This window comes from Rhodococcus sp. AH-ZY2, assembly GCF_030916465.1.
Lineage (GTDB): Bacteria > Actinomycetota > Actinomycetes > Mycobacteriales > Mycobacteriaceae > Rhodococcus > Rhodococcus ruber.
Window position 1 is genome coordinate 4,931,016 of sequence record NZ_CP126458.1, and the last position, 22,921, is coordinate 4,953,936.

The 22,921-nt window shown below is 69.3% G+C and carries 19 protein-coding genes and 2 tRNA genes; 16 read left to right on the forward strand and 5 right to left on the reverse strand.

Annotation, left to right across the window (positions count from 1 at the left end; translation table 11 throughout):
- The first annotated feature begins 143 nt into the window (after positions 1 to 143).
- From gyrB to QNA09_RS23700, 11 genes are all read left to right on the forward strand, one after another.
- A complete protein-coding gene (gyrB, locus tag QNA09_RS23650; protein ID WP_010595447.1) occupies positions 144 to 2,177 on the forward strand; it encodes a DNA topoisomerase (ATP-hydrolyzing) subunit B in 2,034 nt (677 codons plus the stop codon).
- Positions 2,178 to 2,515: 338 nt separating this feature from the next.
- Positions 2,516 to 5,575 (forward strand): ATP-binding protein, encoded by a 3,060-nt coding sequence (locus QNA09_RS23655; RefSeq protein WP_200903440.1) that lies wholly within the window; start codon positions 2,516 to 2,518, stop codon positions 5,573 to 5,575.
- Positions 5,572 to 5,988 (forward strand): roadblock/LC7 domain-containing protein, encoded by a 417-nt coding sequence (locus tag QNA09_RS23660; protein ID WP_003936637.1) that lies wholly within the window; start codon positions 5,572 to 5,574, stop codon positions 5,986 to 5,988. Before QNA09_RS23655 ends, QNA09_RS23660 begins: the two co-directional genes overlap by 4 nt.
- Positions 5,989 to 6,001: 13 nt before the next feature.
- Complete coding sequence (locus QNA09_RS23665; protein WP_003936636.1) at positions 6,002 to 6,376, forward strand: DUF742 domain-containing protein; 375 nt, start codon at positions 6,002 to 6,004, stop codon at positions 6,374 to 6,376.
- Between the two features lie 13 nt (positions 6,377 to 6,389).
- The gene (locus tag QNA09_RS23670; protein WP_003936635.1) at positions 6,390 to 6,944 is read left to right on the forward strand and encodes an ATP/GTP-binding protein; all 555 of its coding nucleotides are present in this window, start codon (positions 6,390 to 6,392) and stop codon (positions 6,942 to 6,944) included.
- A complete protein-coding gene (locus tag QNA09_RS23675) occupies positions 6,944 to 7,780 on the forward strand; it encodes an MHYT domain-containing protein (RefSeq protein WP_017681013.1) in 837 nt (278 codons plus the stop codon). Before QNA09_RS23670 ends, QNA09_RS23675 begins: the two co-directional genes overlap by 1 nt.
- Before the next feature lie 40 nt (positions 7,781 to 7,820).
- Positions 7,821 to 8,753, forward strand: coding sequence for an MHYT domain-containing protein (locus QNA09_RS23680; protein WP_119699206.1), 933 nt, complete (start codon positions 7,821 to 7,823; stop codon positions 8,751 to 8,753).
- Between the two features lie 150 nt (positions 8,754 to 8,903).
- Positions 8,904 to 12,689, forward strand: coding sequence for an intein-containing DNA gyrase subunit A (gene gyrA, locus QNA09_RS23685; protein ID WP_017681011.1), 3,786 nt, complete (start codon positions 8,904 to 8,906; stop codon positions 12,687 to 12,689).
- Positions 12,690 to 13,841: a DUF3566 domain-containing protein gene (locus QNA09_RS23690; protein WP_119699207.1), complete on the forward strand. Its 1,152-nt coding sequence runs from the start codon at positions 12,690 to 12,692 to the stop codon at positions 13,839 to 13,841.
- Positions 13,842 to 13,916: 75 nt separating this feature from the next.
- Positions 13,917 to 13,990, forward strand: a tRNA-Ile gene (locus QNA09_RS23695).
- A 138-nt stretch (positions 13,991 to 14,128) separates the two neighbouring features.
- Positions 14,129 to 14,201: transfer RNA gene (locus QNA09_RS23700), tRNA-Ala, on the forward strand.
- Between the two features lie 102 nt (positions 14,202 to 14,303).
- Here the strand turns inward: QNA09_RS23700 and QNA09_RS23705 are convergent.
- The 3 genes from QNA09_RS23705 to QNA09_RS23715 form a co-directional block, all read right to left on the reverse strand.
- On the reverse strand, positions 14,304 to 14,612 hold the full coding sequence (locus QNA09_RS23705; protein WP_010595455.1) for a hypothetical protein: 309 nt from the start codon (positions 14,610 to 14,612) through the stop codon (positions 14,304 to 14,306).
- Positions 14,613 to 14,701: 89 nt separating this feature from the next.
- Positions 14,702 to 15,154: a MarR family winged helix-turn-helix transcriptional regulator gene (locus tag QNA09_RS23710; RefSeq protein ID WP_010595456.1), complete on the reverse strand. Its 453-nt coding sequence runs from the start codon at positions 15,152 to 15,154 to the stop codon at positions 14,702 to 14,704.
- On the reverse strand, positions 15,151 to 15,762 hold the full coding sequence (locus tag QNA09_RS23715) for a type 1 glutamine amidotransferase family protein (RefSeq protein WP_102031794.1): 612 nt from the start codon (positions 15,760 to 15,762) through the stop codon (positions 15,151 to 15,153). Before QNA09_RS23715 ends, QNA09_RS23710 begins: the two co-directional genes overlap by 4 nt.
- 191 nt (positions 15,763 to 15,953) lie before the next feature.
- On the opposite strand from QNA09_RS23715, the gene QNA09_RS23720 reads away from it, so the two are divergent.
- The 4 genes from QNA09_RS23720 to QNA09_RS23735 all read left to right on the forward strand — a co-directional run bounded on the left by QNA09_RS23720 (position 15,954) and on the right by QNA09_RS23735 (position 19,327).
- The gene (locus tag QNA09_RS23720; protein ID WP_102031795.1) at positions 15,954 to 16,454 is read left to right on the forward strand and encodes a hypothetical protein; all 501 of its coding nucleotides are present in this window, start codon (positions 15,954 to 15,956) and stop codon (positions 16,452 to 16,454) included.
- Positions 16,455 to 16,533: 79 nt separating this feature from the next.
- A complete protein-coding gene (locus QNA09_RS23725) occupies positions 16,534 to 17,043 on the forward strand; it encodes a copper chaperone PCu(A)C (protein ID WP_010595459.1) in 510 nt (169 codons plus the stop codon).
- Positions 17,036 to 18,220: a Dyp-type peroxidase gene (locus tag QNA09_RS23730; RefSeq protein ID WP_040273121.1), complete on the forward strand. Its 1,185-nt coding sequence runs from the start codon at positions 17,036 to 17,038 to the stop codon at positions 18,218 to 18,220. The genes QNA09_RS23725 and QNA09_RS23730 overlap by 8 nt, the downstream gene beginning before the upstream one ends.
- A 147-nt stretch (positions 18,221 to 18,367) precedes the next feature.
- Positions 18,368 to 19,327: a R2-like ligand-binding oxidase gene (locus QNA09_RS23735; RefSeq protein ID WP_010595461.1), complete on the forward strand. Its 960-nt coding sequence runs from the start codon at positions 18,368 to 18,370 to the stop codon at positions 19,325 to 19,327.
- 9 nt (positions 19,328 to 19,336) lie between these two features.
- Here QNA09_RS23735 and QNA09_RS23740 read toward each other — a convergent pair whose 3' ends face one another.
- Positions 19,337 to 20,518: a hypothetical protein gene (locus QNA09_RS23740; protein ID WP_308072125.1), complete on the reverse strand. Its 1,182-nt coding sequence runs from the start codon at positions 20,516 to 20,518 to the stop codon at positions 19,337 to 19,339.
- A gap of 205 nt (positions 20,519 to 20,723) precedes the next feature.
- Positions 20,724 to 21,404, reverse strand: a complete 681-nt coding sequence (locus QNA09_RS23745) for a hypothetical protein (protein ID WP_010595463.1) — start codon at positions 21,402 to 21,404, stop codon at positions 20,724 to 20,726.
- 192 nt (positions 21,405 to 21,596) lie between these two features.
- On the opposite strand from QNA09_RS23745, the gene QNA09_RS23750 reads away from it, so the two are divergent.
- Complete coding sequence (locus QNA09_RS23750; RefSeq protein WP_010595464.1) at positions 21,597 to 22,883, forward strand: lipase family protein; 1,287 nt, start codon at positions 21,597 to 21,599, stop codon at positions 22,881 to 22,883.
- Positions 22,884 to 22,921: the final 38 nt, after the last annotated feature.

The following is a 22,921-nucleotide window of genomic DNA, read 5'->3' on the forward strand; positions in this document are numbered from 1 at the left end:
GCGACGCCGCGCCTGCGGGCCGGTGAGCGGCGTCGACGGCCCGTTCTGTGTCGGACGGGGCAAGTACGGTTCCGGGCAGTAGGATGAATCCGAATGCGCGCGTGTGCGCGAGGCCCAGGCGGAAGAAGGAGAGCTACCAACCCGTGGCTGCCCAGAAGTCGAACAAGAGCAACAGTGACTACGGTGCTTCCTCCATCACCGTCCTCGAGGGGCTCGAGGCGGTGCGCAAGCGCCCCGGCATGTACATCGGATCCACCGGTGAGCGCGGTCTGCACCACCTGATCTGGGAGGTCGTCGACAACTCGGTCGACGAGGCGATGGCCGGCCACGCGACCAAGGTCGAGGTGACCCTCCTCGAGGACGGCGGCGTGCAGGTCGTCGACGACGGCCGCGGTATCCCCGTCGGGATGCACGCCTCCGGCGTCCCGACCGTCGAGGTCGTGCTGACGCAGCTGCACGCGGGCGGCAAGTTCGACTCCGACGCCTACGCGGTGTCCGGCGGTCTGCACGGCGTCGGCATCTCGGTGGTCAACGCGCTGTCCACCAAACTCGAGGTCGAGATCGACCGCGACGGGTACCACTGGGAGCAGACCTACCAGTCCTCCAAGCCGGGGACGCTGGTCAAGGGTGAGCCCACCCGGGCCACCGGCACCACCGTCCGGTTCTGGGCGGACCCGGACATCTTCGAAACCACGACCTACAACTTCGAGACGGTCGCGCGGCGACTGCAGGAGATGGCCTTCCTCAACAAGGGCCTGACGATCACGCTGACCGATGAGCGTGTCGCGCCGGAGGAGGTCACGGACGAGGTCGTCAGCGAGCTCGCCGAGGCACCGAAGAAGGCCGAGGAGCAGGAACAGGCCGAGATCGAGCAGCAGCACAAGGTCAAGGTCCGCGTCTATCACTACCCGGGCGGCCTCGAGGACTATGTGCGGCACATCAACCGCACCAAGCAGCCGATCCACAACTCGGTCGTCGGTTTCACCGCGAAGGGCACCGGCCACGAACTCGAGGTCGCTATGCAGTGGAACTCGGGCTACTCCGAGTCGGTCCACACCTTCGCCAACACGATCAACACCCACGAGGGCGGCACCCACGAGGAGGGCTTCCGTGCGGCGCTGACCTCGGTGGTCAACAAGTACGCGAAGGACAAGAAGCTCCTCAAGGACAAGGATCCGAACCTCACCGGCGACGACATCCGTGAGGGTCTGGCCGCTATCATCTCGGTCAAGGTCGGCGAACCGCAGTTCGAGGGTCAGACCAAGACCAAGCTCGGCAATACCGAGGTCAAGTCGTTCGTGCAGAAGGCCTGCAACGAGCACTTGTCGCACTGGCTCGAGGCCAACCCGGCCGACGCGAAGACCATTGTGACGAAGGCAGTCTCGTCCGCCCAGGCCCGCGTCGCCGCTCGTAAGGCCCGCGAGCTGGTCCGGCGCAAGTCCGCCACCGATCTCGGGGGCCTGCCCGGCAAGCTGGCGGACTGCCGCTCCAACGATCCGAGCAAGTCCGAGATCTACATCGTCGAGGGCGACTCGGCCGGCGGCTCCGCCAAGTCGGGCCGCGATTCGATGTATCAGGCGATCCTGCCGCTGCGCGGCAAGATCATCAACGTCGAGAAGGCGCGCATCGACAGGGTCCTCAAGAACAACGAGGTCCAGGCGATCATCACCGCCTTCGGTACCGGTATCCACGACGAGTTCGACATCTCGAAGTTGCGCTATCACAAGATCGTGTTGATGGCCGATGCCGACGTGGACGGCCAGCACATCGCGACCCTGCTGCTGACGCTGCTGTTCCGATTCATGCGCCCGCTGGTCGAGCACGGGCACGTCTACCTGGCGCAGCCCCCGCTGTACAAGCTCAAGTGGCAGCGTTCCGAGCCGGAGTTCGCGTACTCCGACCGGGAGCGCGACGGCCTGCTCGAGCGTGGCCTCGCGTCCGGCAAGAAGATCAACAAGGACGACGGCATCCAGCGGTACAAGGGCCTCGGCGAGATGAATGCCAAGGAACTGTGGGAGACCACCATGGACCCGAGCGTGCGCGTGCTCCGTCAGGTCACGCTCGACGACGCGGCGGCCGCCGACGAACTGTTCAGCGTGCTGATGGGTGAGGACGTGGAGGCACGTCGCAGTTTCATCACCCGTAACGCGAAGGACGTCCGCTTCCTGGACGTCTGACCGGGTCTCGCGGGCGCGGAAGGGCGGCGAAAGCGGTGGTGTGACGAGGTTCACACGAACGCTTTCGCCGCCCTTCGGCGCGTCGGCCGCCCGTTCCGGGGCCGCGAATGTTACTGGTCGGTAGAGTTTTCGGCGCGTCGACCGCTTCGAGACACGACTGCCGCCGGTTCGGGGAGTGATCGTGCTCCTTTCGTGATCCGCACTCGGGCGGATATGGTGCGTGCACTCAGGAACGTCTCTTCCGACCACTCCACCCGCAGACGCACCTCCTCGACGCCGAGCGGTGTGGCGCGGGTGTGGGTCGGCGGCGGAAACCGGGTGGAAAGTGAGCTGGAAAGATGAGTGACGAATCGCCACCTCGGCAGCGGTGGTGGAACATCGAAGGGTGGGGCCTTCGCTGGAAGGTGACCGCCGTTCTCGCCGTTCCCGTGACCGTGGCCATGGTCCTGGGCGGACTGCGCGTGCAGCAGGAGCTCTCCAACGCGGTCCACTTCTCGTCCGCTGCCGACCAGGTGGCCGTCGTGCCCGACCTCGTCGATTTCGGTACCGCCTTCGGTACCGCCTCCGCGACGCTGGCTGCCGGGACCGGCGTCACGAACGAGATCGAGAATCTCGACGCGACGCTCGAACGCGTCCGGGCGGTGTCCCGGAATCCGGAGCTGGATCCGGTCATCGCCGCGGACCTCACCCGCACGGTGGCCGCCGCCGAGTCGTTGCGAGACCGCATCGCGGCCGGGGACATCCCGCTTCCCGAGCTCAACGAGCAGACCAACACCATCCGTAAGGATCTGATCCGCATCGTCGAAGCCATCGTCGAGCCGATCGAGGATCCGTCCGTGCTCGCCGAGGGCACCCGCCTCGTCGATGCCTGGGCGTCCCAGCGTTACCTCTTCGACCAGGTGATGGGCATCGTGGCGATCCTGCGGGACCCCGACCAGCCCGGTACCACGCTGGTGTCCGCGTCCGGATCCGAGCTGGCCATGCTCGAGACGCTCGCCCGGTCGTACCCGGCGTCCGATGCGCAGATCCAGGAGCTGCGCAGCGGCGTCGCCGAGCGCACCGCGATGATCGACGCCGCGGGCGCCGGCCCCCTGCCCATCCTGAACCTGCGTGCGTCGCTGCTGGAGAGTGTCGAGGTCTACGGCACCCTCATCGACGAAGCATCCGACGCGATCAGCAGCACCGTTCTCACCCGCGCCTCCGACACCCGCTCCGCCGCTCTGCGTGACACCGCGATCGTGCTCGGCGCCCTGCTCGCCGCCCTGGTCCTGGCGCTCCTGGTGTCGCGGTCGCTCGTCGGCCCGATCCGGCGCCTGCGTTACGGCGCGCTCAAGGTCGCCCGGCAGGAACTCCCCGACGCGATCGACCGCATCAAGGTGGGCGACAACGTCGAGGACATCGAGTTCACCCGGGTCCCGGTGCACACGACCGAGGAGATCGGCCAGCTCGCCCGCGCCGTCGACGACATGCACGGGCAGGCTCTGCGCCTCGCCGGCGAGCAGGCCCACCTCCGCCTGCAGATCAACGACATGTTCGAAACCCTCGCCCGGCGCAGCAAGTCGCTCGTCGAGCAGCAGCTCGGCCTCATCGAACGGCTCGAGTACGAGGAGAAGGATCCGGCCCGGCTCGAGAGCCTGTTCCGGCTCGACCACCTGGCGGCGCGCATGCGCCGTAACGGCGACAACCTGCTGATTCTCTCCGGAACCCGGATGCGGCGCGGTCATTCCGCACCCGTGCAGCTCGGTGACATCCTCCGTGCCGCGATGTCCGAGGTCGAGGACTACCAGCGGGTCCAGATCGGCTCGACGCCCGAAGGCGCCCTCAGCGGTACGGTCGCCACGGACATCGTGCATCTGCTCGCCGAGCTCGTCGACAACTCGCTGCGGGCGTCGCCGCCGGACAGCACCGTGACGTTCAGCTTCGCGCGCGCCGTCGACGGTGGTCTGCTCGTCGAGATCGCCGACCGCGGTATCGGTATCCCGGCCGAGGAACTCGACGCGATCAACGAGCGTCTCGCTCTCGGCGGCGAGGTCGGTCCCGACACCGCCCGTCACATGGGTCTGTTCGTGGTCTCGCGCCTCGCGGCCCGACACGGCCTCACCGTGCGGCTGCGCCCGACGTTCGACACCGCGCGCAACCCGGGCATCACCGCCAGCGTCCACATTCCCGACGTGCTCCTCGTCTCGCCGCTCGCCCTGTCGCAGACCGGGCCGCAGCCGCGCACGGGGGAGGACGGCCGTCCGGCCGAGACCCTCGCGCCGCGGCCACCCCGCGATGTCACAGTCCCGGCCGCGCCGGAACGCGCTCCTGCGCCGGCATCGGCACTGCCGCAGCGGGAGCCGGCATCGGCACTGCCGCAGCGGGAGCCGGCATCCGCACTGCCGCAGCGGGAGCCGGCATCCGCACTGCCGCAGCGACAGGCGGCACCCGTCGCCGCGGAGTCGGCCGCAGGTCTGCCACAGCGTCAGCCCGGTGCCACTCCGGGGCTGCCGCAGCGCCGGCCCGGCTCCACTCCCGGTCTGCCGCAGCGTCAGCCCGGTGCCGCACCGGAGCGCCAGCCCACGCCGCTGGCCGACCTGCCCCGGCGTCAACCCGGTCCGACACCGGTCCTGCCGTCGCGTCGCACGGAGACGGTCTCGTCCGCTCCTGCTCCCGCCCCGGCGGCGCCCCGGTCCCCGGGTAGTGGTCTGCCGCAGCGCCGGCCGGGCGCCACGCCGGGTATCTCGCCCCAGCCGGCGGCCGCACCGAACAACGGTGCACCGGGCAGCGGTGCGCCGAACAACGGTGCGCCGGGCAACGGTGCGCCGGGCAACGGTCTGCCGCAGCGCCGGCCGGGGAGCACCCCCGGTCTGCCGATACCGCCGGCCGCATCGGAATCCGCGCTTGCGCAACGCAATTCCGAACCGTCCGCAGCTCGGGACGAAGCGGCCGACGGACAACCGGGTCGCGCCTCCCGGCATCGGTACCGGACGAACCCGGCCAAGACGGCGTCGTTCTTCCAGCCGCGTCCCGATGTCGACACCTTGCGTCCGCATCCCGGTGCCGGCACGCCGATCTTCGCCGACATGATGTCGAGCTGGCTCGTCGATCCGACGAGTCAGCCCGAGGACCGCCGTCCGGAGTGGAACTCACGGGCGGATGCCGGGTGGAGGGCCGCCCAGGAGGCTGCGCAGGCTCCGGTGGAGCAACTCACCACCGCGGGTCTCCCGCGGCGTGCACCCGGTCATAGGCTGGTGCCCGGTGCGGTCGCCTCGCCGGCGACCGGATCCGTGCCGGCTGTCCGGCGGCGCGACCCGGAGGCCATCCGGGCCAACCTGAGCCGTCACCAGCAAGGGGTTCGCAACGGGCGGGCCTCCGCGCACGCGTCCACCCAGACCGACGAACAGGGAGTTCGATGAACATTGACCATGGATCCGACGTGACTCGTCCTCTGGACTGGTTGGTGTCGAACTTCGCGCGCGAGGTTCCCGGCGTCTCCCACGCCGTGCTCGTGTCCGCGGACGGCCTCCTGATGGCGGCCAGCGCACACCTGCCCGTCGACCGTGCCGAGCAGCTCGCTGCCGTCACGTCCGGACTCGCCAGCCTGTCCAACGGCGTGTCCCAGCTCTTCGAGGGCGGCGGAGTGCTCCAGTCCGTCGTCGAGATGCAGCACGGCTACCTGCTGCTGATGAGCGTGGGCGACGGCTCGCACCTGGCGGCGCTGACCGCCTCGGAGTGCGACATCGGGCAGGTCGGTTACGAGATGGCACTCCTGGTCGATCGTGTGGGGGCATCGGTCGAGGCCACTCCGCGCATCGGTCTGGGGTCCTGACGTCGAGGTGGCCATGGAAGAACGCAAGGCGGAGTCGCCGCCGGCCCAGCCCAGTCTGGTCCGGCCGTACTCACTGACCTCGGGGCGGACCAGCCCCGCGGTCGAGCTGGCGTTGGAGGCACTGATCCAGGTCCTCCCGGGCACGGACGACCGTGCCCGGGACCTGGACAACATCAACGCCACGATCGTGGCGTTGTGCAGGGAGTCCCCGTCGGTCGCCGAGATCGCGGCGCGGGTGGGTGTGCCGATCGGGGTGGCGCGCGTACTCGTGGCGGATCTCGTCGAAGCCGGGCATGTACGGATCCTGGCCACCCTGAAAGACGATTCGAGCGACGCGGAGCGTCGTGAGCTGATTGAAAGGGTCCTCAGTGGACTTCGCGAACTCTAACTCCCCGAAGCGGGTGACCTCGACGAAGATCGTGATCGCCGGGGGCTTCGGCGTCGGCAAGACCACGTTGGTGGGGGCGGTCTCGGAGATCGTTCCGCTGCGCACGGAAGCGTTGGTCACCAACGCCAGCGACGGCGTCGACAACCTGAGCGCGACACCGCAGAAGGCCACCACGACCGTCGCGATGGACTTCGGCCGGATCAGCCTCGCCGAGGATCTCGTGCTGTACCTGTTCGGCACGCCGGGTCAGCACCGGTTCTGGTTCATGTGGGACGACCTGATCCGAGGTGCGATCGGGGCCATCGTGCTCATCGACACCCGGCGTCTGGACGAGAGCTTCGCGGCGGTCGACTTCTTCGAGGCCCGGAACCTGCCGTTCATCGTCGCGATCAACGAGTTCGACGACGCCCCGCGCTACCCGACCGAGGACATTCGTCAGGCCCTCGCGGTGTCGGCGGACGTGCCGATCGTCTCGATCGACGCGCGCGATCGCGAGTCCGCCAAGTCGGCACTCGTGACGGTGACCGAGTACGCGCTGCGCAAGCTGCACCAGCCGGTAGCGCCCTGATGGACACACACGTGCACTTGTTCGGCATGGGCACGTGGGTGCTCGTCCTGGCGTACGTGACGGCGGCGATCGGGTTGCTCGTGGGGCTGGCCAGTGCCCGCAAGTCGTTGACGGCCGGTTCCGAACGGTCACGGTTGTACTGGCTGATGCGGGCTGCGCTCTCGACCGGTGGCGTCGGGGTGTGGCTGGCGCACTTCCTGCCGATGGCCGGTTTCACGGTGGACGGCAGCATCATTCGATACGACCTGCCCGGCATCGTCTTCTCGATGGCGGTGGCGCTGGTGTCCGCGTTCGTCGCCATGGTGGTCGTGCAGCCGAAGCGGGTGTCACGCCGTGTCCGGCCGTCGCGCGGTGCCGCGACGGTACGGCTGCTGGGCGGATCGCTGGTCCTCGGTGCCGGGATCGCCGGCGTGCACTACTCGATCATGTGGGCGATGGAACTGCAGGGCACCGTCGCATACGACACGACCTATGTGGCGGCCTCCGTCGTAGCGGCGTGGCTCACCGCGGTGATGATCCTGTGGCTGGTGACGGTCGCCGACCGCCGGTGGATGCGGATCGTCGGCAGCATCGTCGCCGGCGCGGCGGTGATCGGCGTGCACTTCCTCGCGATGGCGGGGGTGCGGGTGACGGTGGATCCGTCGACGGCGGCGCCGTCGGGCGTCGAGGTGTTCGCGGTGCTCTTCCCGGTGTTCGTGCTCGGCATGCTGATCCTGACGGTGCCGATCATGGCGTTGCTCATGGCTCCCGATCGGGTGGCGGCGGCCCTCGAGGCCGAGGCCGAGGCGTGGGCCCGGGAACACCGTCCGGTCGACCCGCGCAGTCCGCTCGCCTGATCGGACGGGGGCGGGACCGGGACCCTCCCGAATTACATCGATGCGATACGCTCCGATCGCTGTCGAGGGGGGCGGAGTCGCAGCCCGTATCGATTCGGTGAGGCGCGCCACCACGAGCACGGACCGCTTCGCGCGCCGTGCTCGGAAGGTCACGATGTCCCACGAAATGCACCACTTCTCCATGGGGATGTGGGTGTTCTTCCTCGCCTATGCCACCTCCGTCGTCGGATCGTTCGTCGGTCTCTCCTGCGCCCGTCAGTCGCTGACCGCGCCCACCGACCGCGGCCATCGCCGCTGGATGGCCATGGCCGCCCTGTCGGTGGGCGGTGTGGCCGTCTGGCTCATGCACTTCATCGGGATGATGGGCTTCGACATTCCCGGTACCGCAGTTCGGTACGCCCTGGGGCCGACCGTCTTCTCCGTCGCGCTGTCGGTGGCCGCCACCTGGTTCGGGCTCTGGCTCGTCAGCTCCCGCGCCGCGTGGGTGAACCGCGTGCCGTCCTTCGCCCGCCTGCTCGTCGGCGGCCTCGGGATGGGACTCGCGGTCAGCCTCATGCACTACAGCGGCATGTGGGCCATCCGGATCCAGGGCTCGCTCGAGCACGACCCGAGCTTCGTCGTCGCCTCGGTGGCCATCGGTGTCGTCGCGGCCACGGTCGCCCTGTGGCTCGCGCAGACCGCGGATCGATGGGTGCTCCGCGTCCCGGCCGCCCTGCTCATGGGCTGCGCGGTCGTCGCACTGCACTACACCGGCATGGCCGGCATGCGCGTCGAGGTCGATCCGACCGTCCCGCTGCCGTCGGGCCGGACCGTCACCGCACTGCTGTTCCCCTCCTTCGTGCTCGGCATCGCCGTTCTCGCCGTGCCGATCGCCGCGCTGCTGCTCGCCCCCAGCCGGGGTGACATGGCACTGGAGGAGGAGTTCGCCCGCTGGGCCACCGACGACGACGCCTCCGTTCCGGGGCGCTCGTGAAGGAAATTTCGGACGCCGGGACGGACCGGCCGAGCGGAATCGCCGCATCGGTCGGTGTGCGAGCTGACCTGCACCTATAGACTCGGGTGGTTGCGAGACGCGCGCCGGACGGAAGTCCGCGGCGTTCGAGCCGAGTAGAAGAAGGAGCTCATGACCGACACCACGTTGCCGCCGGAGGGGCCGGGGCACGACCGCATCGAGCCCGTCGACATCCAGCAGGAGATGCAGAGCAGCTACATCGATTACGCGATGAGCGTGATCGTGGGCCGCGCCCTGCCCGATGTGCGGGACGGTCTCAAGCCGGTGCACCGCCGCGTCCTGTACGCAATGTACGACAACGGGTTCCGCCCGGACCGCGGCTACGTGAAGTCGGCACGTGCCGTCGCCGAGACGATGGGCAACTACCACCCGCACGGCGACGCCTCGATCTACGACACACTCGTGCGGCTCGCGCAGCCGTGGTCGATGCGCTACCCCCTCGTCGACGGCCAGGGCAACTTCGGGTCCCGCGGTAACGACGGCGCAGCCGCGATGCGGTACTGCGTGCCGGGCGACACGCTCGTGCGAATGCCCCACGGCCAGAGCATCCGCATCTCGGAGATCCTGCCCGGCGTCGAGCCCGACAGCGACAACGAGATCGACCTGAAGGTTCTCGATCGTCACGGCAACCCGGTGATGGCCGAGATGCTGTTCCACTCGGGCACCCATCGCACGTACACCCTCAGCACGGTCGAGGGCTACGAGATGCGCGGAACTGCCAATCACCCGGTGCTCTGCCTGGTGGATGTGGCGGGTGTTCCCACCCTGCTGTGGAAGCTGCTGGACGAGATCCGCAGCGGTGACCGGGTGGTGTTGCAGCGTGTTCCCTCCGCCGAGGAGCACGGCAGGCACAACGAGTACGAGGCGGCTGCCGCACTGCTGCTCGGTGCGTTCGTCAGTGAGGGCTTCGTCTCGGAGAACCGCGCCGGGTTCAACAACCTCGACCGGGACTTCTTCGATCGCGTCGTGGATGCGTTCGATCGGGTCGTCGGCGGCCGGCGCTACGTCTACAGCCGGGTGATCAAGTCGGGTTCGACACTGCACGAGCTCGACGTCCAGGACCTGACGATGCTGCGGCGCAGCGTGCTGGCGGGTGTGATCGGTCAGCGCAGCGACCGCAAGAGCGTTCCCGACTTCATCTGGGAGTCGCCGACAGCACTCAAGCGCATCTTCCTCGGTGCCCTGTTCGAGGGCGACGGATCGTGCTCGTCGCTACCACGCAACACGGTGCAGGTGTCGTACTCCACGCGGAGCCTGCAACTGGCGAAGGACGTGCAGCAGCTGCTGTTGGAGTTCGGCGTCGTCAGCCGCCGGTATCGGCACGCGACCGGTGAGTACAAGGTCGCCGTCACCAACCGGCGTGACGCCCGCCTGTTCGCCGAACGTATCGGCTTCGTCGGCTGCAAGCAGCGCAAGCTCGAGCAGGTCCTTGCCGCGGCGGAGTCGAGCAGCCCCGCGGCGGCGGCACGCTCCATGAGCACGGACTTCGTCCCCGGTCTCGCGGCGTTCCTCCGTACGCACGGCGCGACGGATCCGGCGAACGTCAACTGGCTCCGGCGGCACAACGTCGATCGGATCGAACGTTGGGAGCACCGTGGTGACGAGATCGCGTCGCACATCACGGAACCCGATGCCCGAGCCATCGCCGAGGAGCTGACCGACGGCCGGTTCTACTACGCCGAGGTGGCCTTCGTCGCCGAGGGCGACGTGGAGCCGGTCTACAGCCTGCGGGTCGACACCGATGATCACGCGTTCGTCACCAACGGATTCGTCAGCCACAACACCGAGTGCCGGCTCACCCCGCTCGCGATGGAGATGCTGCGCGAAATCGACCACGAGACAGTCGATTTCCAGCCGAACTACGACGGCCGCACGCTCGAGCCGGTGGTTCTCCCCAGCCGTATCCCCAACCTGTTGATCAACGGTTCGGGCGGTATCGCGGTCGGCATGGCCACCAACATCCCGCCGCACAACCTCCGTGAGGTGGCCGACGCGATCTACTGGGCGCTCGAGAACTTCGAGGCCGACGAGGAAGTCACCCTGGCCGCCGTCATGGAGCGCATCAAGGGCCCGGACTTCCCGACCGCGGGCCTGATCGTCGGCGGCCAGGGCATCAAGGACGCGTACACCACCGGCCGCGGGTCGGTGCGGATGCGCGGTGTCGTGGAGATCGAGGAGGACGCCCGGGGCAAGACCTCGATCGTCATCACCGAACTGCCGTACCAGGTCAACCCGGACAACCTGATCACCTCGATCGCCGAGCAGGTCCGGGACGGCAAGATCGCCGGCATCTCCGACATCCACGACGAGTCGTCGGACCGTGCGGGCATGCGCATCGTCGTGACCGTCCGCCGGGACGCCGTCGCGAAGGTCGTCCTGAACAACCTCTACAAGCACACGCAGCTCCAGACCGGCTTCGGCTGCAACATGCTCTCGATCGTCGACGGCGTGCCGCGCACCCTGCGGCTCGACCAGATGATCCGGTTGTACGTCACCCACCAGATCGAGGTCATCGTCCGGCGGACCCGGTACCTGCTGCGCAAGGCGGAGGAACGGGCCCACATCCTGCGCGGTCTCGTGAAGGCGCTCGACGCGCTCGACGACGTCATCGCGCTGATCCGCGCCTCGGCGACGGTGGAGGACGCACGCGCCGGCCTCATCGGACTGCTCGACGTCGACGAGATCCAGGCCGACGCGATCCTGGCGATGCAGCTGCGTCGTCTCGCGGCCCTGGAACGGCAGAAGATCGTCGACGAACTCGCCGAGATCGAGCTCGAGATCGACAACCTCAAGGACATCCTCGCCAAGCCCGAGCGTCAGCGCGCGATCGTGCGGGACGAGCTGAAGGAGATCGTCGACAAGTACGGCGACGACCGTCGCACCCGCATCGTCGCGGCCGACGGGGACGTCTCCGACGAGGACCTCATCGCCCGCGAGGACGTCGTCGTCACCATCACCGAGACCGGCTACGCCAAGCGCACCAAGACCGACCTGTACCGGTCCCAGAAGCGTGGCGGCAAGGGCGTCAAGGGCGCCGATCTCAAGCAGGACGACATCGTCAAGCACTTCTTCGTGACGTCCACGCACGACTGGCTGCTGTTCTTCACCACCAAGGGCCGGGTGTACCGGGCGAAGGCCTACGAGCTGCCGGAAGCCAACCGCACCGCGCGCGGCCAGCACGTGGCCAACCTGCTGGCCTTCCAGCCGGACGAGCGGATCCAGGGCGTCATCCGGCTCAAGTCCTACGAGGACGCCCCCTACCTGGTGCTCGCGACCCGCAACGGCCTGGTCAAGAAGTCGCGACTGTCGGACTTCGACTCCAACCGGTCCGGCGGCATCGTCGCGATCAACCTGCGCGGCGACGACGAACTGGTCGGTGCGGTGCTGTGCTCGTCGGACGACGATCTGCTGCTGGTCTCCGCCAAGGGGCAGTCGATCCGTTTCGTGGCGAGCGACGAGGTGCTGCGGCCGATGGGCCGGGCGACCTCGGGCGTCCAGGGCATGCGGTTCAACGAGGACGACGCCCTGCTCTCGCTCAACGTGGTCCGTGAGGGCACGTACCTGCTGGTCGCGACGTCCGGTGGATACGCCAAGCGCACCCCGATCGAGGACTACATGGCGCAGGGACGCGGCGGCAAGGGCGTGCTGACCATTCAGTACGACCGCAAGCGTGGCACTCTGGTCGGAGCGCTCATCGTGGACGACGACGACGAGTTGTACGCGATCACCTCGGGCGGTGGCGTCATCCGGACCCCCGCGAAGCAGGTGCGCAAGGCCGGCCGACAGACGAAGGGTGTGCGGTTGATGAACCTGGGGGAGGGGGACACGTTGCTGGCGATCGCACGCAACGCCGACGAGCCCGAGGAGAGCGCCGCACTCGAAGCGAAGGAGTCGTAAGTGAGCACTCCCCAGGGACCGAACGGCGCCGAGCAGGGTCCGCCGCCCGCGCAGCCGCCGAAGGGTCAGAACGGACGAGAGGTGCCCGGGAAGCCGGCCGGCGGAGCGACGCCGTCGGGCGGTGCCGCCCGGAACCCCGGGGCGGGAGCGAACCCGGGCGTGCCGGCCGACGGCACGGCCAAGCCCCCGACGGCGGAGGGCGGGACGTCGCGTCCCGGGCAGCAACGTCCGGGCGGGCCTCCCACCCCTCCGTGGCAGCGCGGGAATCAGCAGGAGACCCCGCAGAACGTGCCGCAGACGAACCTGGCCCGTCCGGGTCAGGCACCGTCCTCGACCGGACGTCCCGTAGTGCCCACCCCGAGTGAGACCCCCGGTGACAAGCCCGCTGCGCGCCCCGGGGCGGATCCGGCCGGATCGGCGCAGCAGGGCGGACAGAAGCCGGGCGGGCAGAAGCCGGGCGGACAGCAGCCGGGCCCGGCGAAGGAGCCGGCGGCTCGTTCCGGCGGAAATCCGGCCGGGAACCGGCCCAGCGCCGCGACGCCCCCGACCCGGCCGGTCGTCACCGGCACCGCGGCCGCCTCGATGAACGCGCCCACGGCTGGCGCGGACCGGTCGGCGGCCAAGACGAAGGCCGCCGTCATCGACGGTCCGACGCGGCACATCGAACGCAAGGACCTGGCGAAGGATCTGCCGGATCTGTCCACGGTCAAGCATCCGCTGCCGTCCGCGCCGGTCGAAGAGCCGGCGGCCGCGCAGCCGGCTGCTCCGGTCGCCACGGCGGCTCCGGTCGCGGGCGAGCCGTTGCGTGCGACGGTGCAGGTGCGCCGCATCGATCCGTGGTCGATGCTGAAGATCTCCTCGGTGATCTCCGTCTCGTTGTTCTTCGTGTGGATGGTCGCCGTCGGCCTGCTGTACGGCGTGCTCGAAGGCATGGGCGTGTGGGAACGGCTCAACAGCGCGTTCACGGACATGGTGTCCGACACCGGTGGCGGTGGCCTCATCACCGCCGGTCAGGTCTTCGGGTACGCGACGGTGATCGGGCTGGTCAACACGATCCTGTTCACGGCCCTGGCCACTCTGGGAGCCTTCATCTACAACCTGTGCACCGACCTCGTCGGCGGCGTGCAGGTGACCCTCGCGGACCCGGACTGAGCTGGGGAAACGAGTCCCCACCGAGCCGATTTTGGACTTCCCGGCTCGGTGGGGTAGTGTTCCAACTCGGTTCGAGGGCCTATAGCTCAGGCGGTTAGAGCGCTTCGCTGATAACGAAGAGGTCGGAGGTTCAAGTCCTCCTAGGCCCACTCCCCGTGCCGAAAGGGCAGCGAGCATGAAGGTTCTTCTCCTTGTGGGAACCGTGGTGCTGGTGACCGTCGGACTCGCCCGGATGTTGCGGAGCGAGGACGAATGGCACGAGGTCACCGCCCGCTGAGGCGGCAGACGGGGCCTTAGCTCAGTTGGTAGAGCGCTGCCTTTGCAAGGCAGATGTCAGGAGTTCGAATCTCCTAGGCTCCACAAGTAAAGATCGAGGTAGAGGGCGTTTTCCGGAATTCCGGAAGACGCCCTCTGCTCGTTCTGCCCACTTCTTGCCCACATCCGTCGCCGGTCGCCGTGCTGCTACTGCCCGAATGTGAAGCGCAGATTGGCGTTGATCAACTCGTTGATCCGCTTCCGCATGCGGACAGTGGTCTCTTCGTCCGGCACCGGATCGTCGACGATCAACGTCCAATGCAGGATTGTGCCGCTTCGCCCGCCGGTCAGGTCGAACCGAACCCGAGCGTCGGGCCGCCACGGCCACAGCGAGCTCCACACCACCAGGTTCGGCTCGACGGCATCGAGGACGGCGGGCCGCTGTTCGCCGTCGCGCAGGATCAGCCACGGACGGGTCGGGTCGCGGCCCGGATCGATGATCGCTTCATGGACCACGTGAGGTGGTGGCGGCTGGGAGCGACGCCGACCGGCAATTGTGGGCACATCGCACGGTATCGCGACGTATCAGTTGGCGTCGTCTGTGCTCACACCTGCTCGGTGAGTTCGTCGAGGACCGCCGAGAGCTGCCGCATCGCGGTGAGCGTGGCGGCCAGACCTTCCTCGCCCACGGCATCGGCCAGGCGCCGGGCGAAGGCGGCGTGCGCCGGATCGATCCCGGTCACCGCCGCACGGCCCGCGGGGGTCGGCGTGACGAGCTTGGCGCGCCGATGGGCGGGGTTGGGCAGGTACTCGGCGAGGCCGCGCTCGACCAGCAGGTCGGCGATCCGCTGCACGCTCTGACGGGTGATCCCCATCGCCCGGGCGATGCCGGCGACCGGCAGGGGATCGTGCAGCACGGCACCGAGGACCTGCCACCACGCCGCCGTGAGACCGGACGGACGTGCCAGCGTCTCGGCGACTTCGAGGAACTGACCGTTGAGCCGGAACGACGTCAGGGCAAGGCCGCTGAGGAGTTCCTGTTCCGGGCGCTCGCTCATCCGGCCATGAGTTCGTAGAAGCCGGCGGGGTCGCGTCGGCCGTAGAGCTTGAACCAGGATTCGAGGACGTGCGGTTCGAACACCTCCAGGTGTTCGAGGATCGCGCGGGCGAACTCGACGGGGGCGGTGGCGCTCGCGGTGATCAGATTCCGATCGGTGACGGCCGGTTCGTCGCGGTAGAGGTCGCCGCCGGCGTACCCCAGCCCGGCCAGGAACTCGGCGGCGTTGCTGGTGTGCGCGCGGTCGTCGAGCAGGCCGGCGAGGGCGAGCCCGCCCGTGGCCCCGCAGATCGCGGCCACCGGAACCCCGGCCTCGAGGAACTCACGCGCCCGGTCGGCGAAGGGGGTGAACTGCTCGGTGTTCCAGATGTCGTTGCCCGCCAGGACGAGCATCGCGCTGTTGTCGGGCCGCACCTCGTCCAGGGTGGTGTCGGGAAGGATGCGGATTCCGCCCATGGTGGTGACGGGTTCGAGCGTGGTGCCGACCGTGGCGACGGTGTACCGGCCGGAGTGTTTGTGCCAGAGAGGCTTGTTGATATGGGCGATCGCGTGGCCGACCTCCCAATCGGCGAAGGTGTTGTACACGGCCACATGCACGGTCTCAATCATGACAATATGCTGTCAATATGACAGTCTATTGTCAATAGGCGACTGTGCGCCGGCTGGTTTCACGTGAAACGACGAGCCACGCACCGCGTGCACCGCCGGGCTCTCCGCGGGTCGGGCCGGACTCCCTGGACGGCGCCTCCTTGTGAGCGTTGTTACTACTCCCCGTAGTAACGGGCGCGTATCCTGGCTGCATGTCTGCCGAGAACGGAGTCGTCGCGCGCGTGCGCGGTGCCTTCGTCGGCGGCATGTCGGGTGCGGTGAGCATCGCCGCCCATGCCCTCGCTGGCGGTTCCGTCCCGGGGCAGGCGCCGGCGGTCCTGCTGCTCGCGGCCGCCATGACGGTGGGTCTGCTCGCCGCGGGCACTCGCGTGCCGATCGTCGGCGTGCTCGCCGTCGGTCAGGTGGTCGGTCACGGCGCCCTCTCCCTCGATGCGGGGCACGTCCACGTCCCCGGTCCGGGCATGCTCGCCGCGCACGCCGGGGCGATCGTCGTCGCGGCGCTACTCGTCCGTGGTGCCGAACACGGTTGCCGGGTCGGGCTGGCCGCCCTCGCTCGCGCGGTCCCCATGTCGTTCGCGCCGGCGCCCGTCGCCGTCCCCGCGTGGACGCCCGTCGTCCACCGTCCCCGGCTCCGCCGGGGACTGCTCGTCGCCGCCGGTCTCGGCACTCGCGGCCCTCCCGTCACGGTCTGAACCCGACCCCTCTCGGTCACCGCGCCCCGCGGTGACCGCGCGCACCCGTGCGCCCTCGGACCGATAACGGAGAATCCCCATGAAGAAGACCCTGTTCCTCGCTGCCGCCGCGGCCGCGACCCTGCTCGCCGCCGGATGCTCGTCCGACGAGCCCGCCGCCGCGTCCGCGGACTCGCTCACCGTCTCCTCGGCGTGGGCGAAGGCCGCCGAATCCGGCATGACCGGTGCATTCGCCGAACTCGAGAACACCGGCGACACCGACATCCACATCGTCTCCGCTGCCAGCCCCAGTTCGGCCCGGACCGAGATCCACGAGATGGCGGCCGGCGACGGCGGCGCCATGGTGATGCGCGAGAAGGCGGACGGACTGGTCATTCCCGCGCACAGCACCCATTCGCTCGCCCCCGGCAACGACCATCTGATGCTGATGGACCTCGTCGAGCCGGTCCTGCCCGGTACCGAAGTGACCTTCGAGCTGACCTTCGAGGACGGTTCGACGACCGAGTTCACCGCACAGGTCCGCGACTTCTCCGGCGCGCAGGAGAACTACCAGCCGAGCGCCGGCGCGGGGGCGAACCACGGTGGCTGAGCTGAGCCGGCGGCGTCTCCTCGGTGGCGGCGCCGCCGTCCTGGGCGCCGCCGGCATCGGCGCGGCCGGAGTCGGGACCGGTCTCGGGTACGCCGCCACGCGGGAGCCCGAGCCCACCGGTGGGCGCACGGTCGCCTTCCACGGCGTGCACCAGGCCGGCATCGACACCGACCCGCAGGCCTTCGCCGCCTTCGTCGCGCTGGATCTGCGTCCGGGACTCGACCGTCGCGCGCTGGTCGGGATCATGAAGGTGTGGGCCGAGGACGGTCGCCGGCTGGCCGGGGGCAGTCCCGCCCTCGGCGACACCGAGCCCGAACTCGCCCTCGATCCCGCGCGGCTGACCGTGACGGTCGGATTCGGCCCTGCCGTGTTCGACGCGGCCGGTCTCGAGGCGCAGCGGCCGGAGTGGCTGCGGCCGCTGCCGGCGTTCTCGATCGATCGCCTCGAGGAGCGCTGGTCGGGCGGTGACCTCCTGCTGCAGGTATGTGCCGACGACCCGGTCACCGTCTCGCATGCGACTCGCACGCTCGCCAAGAGCGTGCGATCGCTGGCCACGGTGCGCTGGATCCAGCGCGGATTCCGCAACGCGGTGGGCACCAAGCCCACCGGGACCACGATGCGCAACCTGATGGGTCAGGTCGACGGCACCGTCAACCCGGCCGCGGGAAGCACGGACTTCGACCGGCAGGTGTGGAATCCCGGCGCCCCGGCCTGGCTGGCCGGGGGCACGTCCCTGGTGTTGCGGCGAATCCGCATGGAACTCGACACGTGGGACGAGCTCGACCGGCCCGCCCGGGAGCTCGCGGTGGGCCGGGACCTGGCCGCCGGGGCGCCGCTGACCGGCAGCCGGGAGCACGACGATCCGGACTTCGCCGCCACCGACGTCCACGGCATTCCGGTGATCCCTCCGGAATCGCACGTCGCCCGGGCGCGGCCCCGGAACGCGAACGAGCAGTTCCTGCGACGCGGCTACAACTACGACGACCCGGACGGCGCCGGACTGTTGTTCGCGGCGTACCAGGCCGACGTGGACGCGCAGTTCGTCCCGGTGCAACAGCGGCTCGCCGAGCACGACGCGCTGAACCCGTGGATCACCCCGGTCGGGTCGGCGGTGTTCGCCGTCCCACCCGGATTCGGTCCCGGGGGATACCCGGGTGACACCCTGTTCGAGGGCTGACGGAGCCTGCTCCCGGCCGGGATCCGCGTGGAATCCCGGCCGGGGCACCGCCGTACCTACAGTTTGTATGGTTCCCGTCACACCCGGCCGAAATGGCGCTACCGTCAGGGCACGCGTCCATCCGGGTCGAGGAAAGGCGGCACGCTCATGACTACAGCACTGCCGGAACGTCAGGGCTTCGGAACCCTGCGCGCGGGGGGACTGCACTGGGACGCCTTCCCGCTGCGGCTGTTCGCGAAGGGCAACGCGAAGTTCTGGGATCCGCTCGATCTGGACTTCAGCCGCGACGCCGCCGACTGGAACGAGCTCAACAGCGAGCAGCACCGCAGCGCCACCTATCTCGTCGCACAGTTCGTGGCCGGTGAGGAAGCCGTCACCCAGGACATCCAGCCGTTCCTGCGGGCGATGGCCGCCGAGGGCCGTCTCGGCGACGAGATGTACCTGACCCAGTTCTGCTTCGAGGAGGCCAAGCACACCCAGGTCTTCCGGCTGTGGATGGACGCGGTGGGCCTGACCGCGGACCTGCACCCCTACGTCGCGGACAACCCCTACTACCGGCAGCTGTTCTACGAGGAACTGCCCCACTCGTTGCGTGTCCTCGAGACCGATCCGAGCCCCGCCAGCCAGGTCCGCGCCAGCGTCACCTACAACCACGTCATCGAGGGCAGCCTCGCCCTCACCGGGTACTACGCCTGGCAGAAGGTGTGCACGAAACGCGGGATCCTGCCCGGGATGCAGGAACTCGTGCGCCGGATCGGCGACGACGAACGCCGGCACATGGCATGGGGAACCTTCACGTGCCGCCGCCACGTCGCCGCCGACGACTCGAACTGGGATGTCGTGCAGCAGCGCATGGGGGAGTTGCTGCCGCTCGCGCTCGGCATGATCCAGTGGGTCAACGACCAGTTCGAAGAACAGCCCTTCGGTCTCGATCCCGACGAGTTCGTCTCCTACGCCGCCGACCGCGCCCAGCGACGGCTCGGGGCCATCGAATCCGCCCGGGGCCGGCCCGTCGAGGAGATCGATCTCGACTACAGCCCCGAGGTCCTCGAGGACAAGTTCGGTGCGGAGGATGCCGCGGTGCTGACCAGCCTCGCGGAGAACTGAACCGGGCGGTCAGAGCAGCGCGACGGCCGCGAAGGCCAGCAACAGGATCACCGCGACCACGGCTCCGATCGCCGAGTAGTTGCGGCTCGGCGGCGTCGCGGTGGAGGTGAGCGTCGCGCCGGCGGTGTCGTCGGCGTCGCCGTCCTCGGGCCGCGCGTCGCCGGATCGGAGGTCGGCGCCGGTCGTCGCGGGAACGGGTGCGGGGCTCGCGGGTGCGCCCGCTGCCCTGTCTCGTTCCGCCGCCGCTTCGGCCCGGGCACGCTCGGCCGCCTCGAGTTCACGGATGCGCGGAATGCCACCGGTGAGAACATCGGTGACGTCGTACGACGGGGGCAGTCCGATCCGTGCCTTGACCACGCGTGCGGGTGTGAAGCCGGCCGCGAGGATGGCGGCCCCGAGGGCGGCGGTCTGCTCGGGACCGGGTCCGACGAGGGTGCGTACCCCGAGTTTCGCGGCGAGGCTGTCCGCGATGGACTGCACGTGCGAGCGGTCGCGCGCGACGAACCCGTCGCCCATCACCACGACGGCGTCCAGATTGTGCGAAAGCCAGCCGAAGGCGCCGAGGGCGGTGGCCAGCTGGGCCGCGGGGGACGGGGCGCTCTTGGCGGCGAACCGGAACGCCTTGCCGGCCGAGACGCCGGAACGCACGAGGTTGACGGTCGAGCCGCCGTCGTCGACGTGGAAGATGCCGACGAGCTGTCCCGGGGTCTCCGAGATCTCCGAGGCGTACCACGTCGCGGCCGCCTCGGCGTCCGACACGAGGGCGATGTGCCGCAGGTCCGCATAGTCGAGCGCGGCCTGCAGTGCGGCCACGGTGGACTGGTCCCACCGTGACGGGTAGGTGGCGGTGACGCTCGGCAGGCCGCCGTCGGGTCCGCTGTCCGGTGGCAGCGGGGGGCATTCGTGCAGCAGGCAGGCGATTGCCGTGGCCATCGAGTCCTCGGCCCGGTAGATGCGTCCGTCGCTGGCGGTGACGCCGGCGGGATCGCCGACCCGGCCGAGGAATCCCGACAGGTAGCGGGCCTCGCCGGCCGGATGCGGGGCGCCGCCGAGGACGGTGGTGCCGTCGGAGTCGATGTGCAGGACGGTGTCCCGGGCTATGACGACAGGATCGGGACTGCCGGGGTCGTTGGAAGCGAGGACCGCGGTGGACACCACGCTCCCGATCCGGAGACCGACTCCCACAGCCATGTCAAACCTCCTGTAGACAACGATCGGCGTACATCTTGCTACCGACTCGGCTACGGCCGGGGAAGCCGCGCCGTAGCATCGCGCGGGATCTTGCAGGGACCACTAAGATTCGCGCGTGAGATCAGCACCGCCCGTGCGCACCCAGGGTCTCGAGGCTGCGGCAGTTGCGGACGGATACTCTCGCATCCGGCGGGGGTGGCACCTGTCAGGTTCTCGGCCGGATCGTCCGCCGGGGCGGGAACGCCTGCCGGGCGTGGGTCAGCAGGAACAGGCTGATCACGGCCACCCAGGCCGGGAAGACCAGGGTGAGCCACAGCGCCTCGGTCACCGCGAACAGCAGGACGAGAGCGAGTAGGTAGGTGGGGGCGACCAGCCATCGGGGCATCAGCCCGGTGCGCATCCAGATGGTGGCCAGCGAGATCATGAAGACCGCGGCCATCCGGATCGAGTAGACGTTGCTGATCTGCAGGATCAGCGCGTGCGCGAAGGCGGCCGACTCCTGGGCAGGGACGGCCGCCGCCTGGTCCGCCAGGAGCAGACCGCCGGCACTGGCCATCGTGACGAGGATGAGCGCCAGGAACAACAGGCCGCTGCCGACGAAGACCGTCGAGAAGAACTGGTCCTCGAGGTCGCCCAGCCGGTGCCGGAGCGCACCGATGAACCACAGGAACGCGATGCAGGCGAACTGGGACAGCATCAGTGCGACGGTGAGCCGTGAGCGGCCGGCGTCCAGCCACTCGGTCGTGCCGAAGGGGTCCGCCGGGATCGCCTGACGGATCAGGACGATGCTCGTCGTGAACAGGACCGCGAACACGATCCCGACGGCGGCGGCGGCGTGCGGGGTGGTCAGCCGGTGCAGGTGCGGTTCGCTGCGCTCCGCGGTCATGCCCGGATTGTCTCCGACCAGCGGCGATGCGGGGGCACAAACGACGGATCGCGACCTCGTGTGCGGGTCACAAGATGCGAAATGCGCACTTACGCGCCGGTAAGTTAGCTGTTACAGTGCGTACCGCTTGTGTCGTCCGACACACGGACATCGACCTGTGAAGGGACCGTGGGGATGGGGATGGGGATGGGGATGGGGCGCGCCCGACGATGGGTCGGCGCCGCGGCGACGGCCGCGGCGCTGACGGGAACGATGCTCGCGGCGCCGGCGACGGCGGGCGCGGACGCGAACTTCTACGATCCTCCGCTCGACCTGGCCGGCGCCTCCGGCGCCGTACTCCGCAGCGGACCGTCCGACCTCGCCGTCCGCGTCCCGACGCCGCAGGGCGTGTTCCCGGCACAGGGCACCCGGCTGCTCTACCGCAGCCTCGATGCGAACGGCGACCCCAACGCCGTCGGCGGCACCTACCTCGAGCCGTCGCTGCCCTGGAACGGTCCCGGTCCGCGGCCGCTCGTCGCGATCGCGCCGGGCACCCAGGGCCAAGGCGACCAGTGTGCGCCGTCCAAGCAGCTGAACTCGCTCGTGTCCTACACCCCGCCGCTCGACCTGTTCACCGAGTACGAACTGCTGTCGATCAACACCATGCTGCTGCAGGGCATCGCCGTCGTCGTCACCGATTACGACGGTCTCGGGACGCCGGGCCACCACACCTACGTCAACCGCCTCGCGGAGGCGCACGCGGTGCTCGATGCGGTCCGGGCGGCCCAGAGCCTGCCCGCCGCGTCCGTCACCCCCGACGGGCCGGTCGGCCTGTGGGGGTACTCCCAGGGCGGGGGTGCCGTGTCGGCGGCCGCCGAACTGCAGCCGACCTACGCACCCGAGTTGAACCTGGTGGGCGTCTACGCCGGTGCGCCGCCCGCGGACCTCGAGGCCACGCTGAACCAGGTCGACGGAACGGCACTGACCGGCGTGATCGGCTACACGATCAACGGCCTGGGCGAGGCCTACCCCGAGCTCCGGGATCTCATCGACGCCGAGATCAACGACCGGGGACGCGAGATGCTGCAGTCGGTGGCGAACCAGTGCGCCCCGGAGACGATCTTCCGCTACGGCTTCCAGCGCACGAACGACTACACCCGCACGGGCGAGCCGCTGAGCGTGGTCGTCGACCGGTTGCCGGAGGCGAAGGAAGCCATCGCCGCGCAGCGGATCGGACGCCTGCAGCCGTCGGTGCCGGTACTCGTGCAGCACGGAACGATGGACGACATCGTGCCCTACGGCCAGGGTCACCGGCTCGCGACGGACTGGTGCGCCCTCGGCGCCACTGTCCAGTTCTCCACGAACACCACCCCGCCGATCCTGCCGGGCCTGGCCGTCAATCACGCGCTGCCGCTGGTCGCGGGCATGCCCGAAGCGGTCGCCTACCTGAACGACCGGTTCGCCGGGCGGCCCGCACCGTCCAACTGCGGCGCCTTCTGACCGACGGCCGCGTGGGATCCGCGGACAGGACGGTCAGC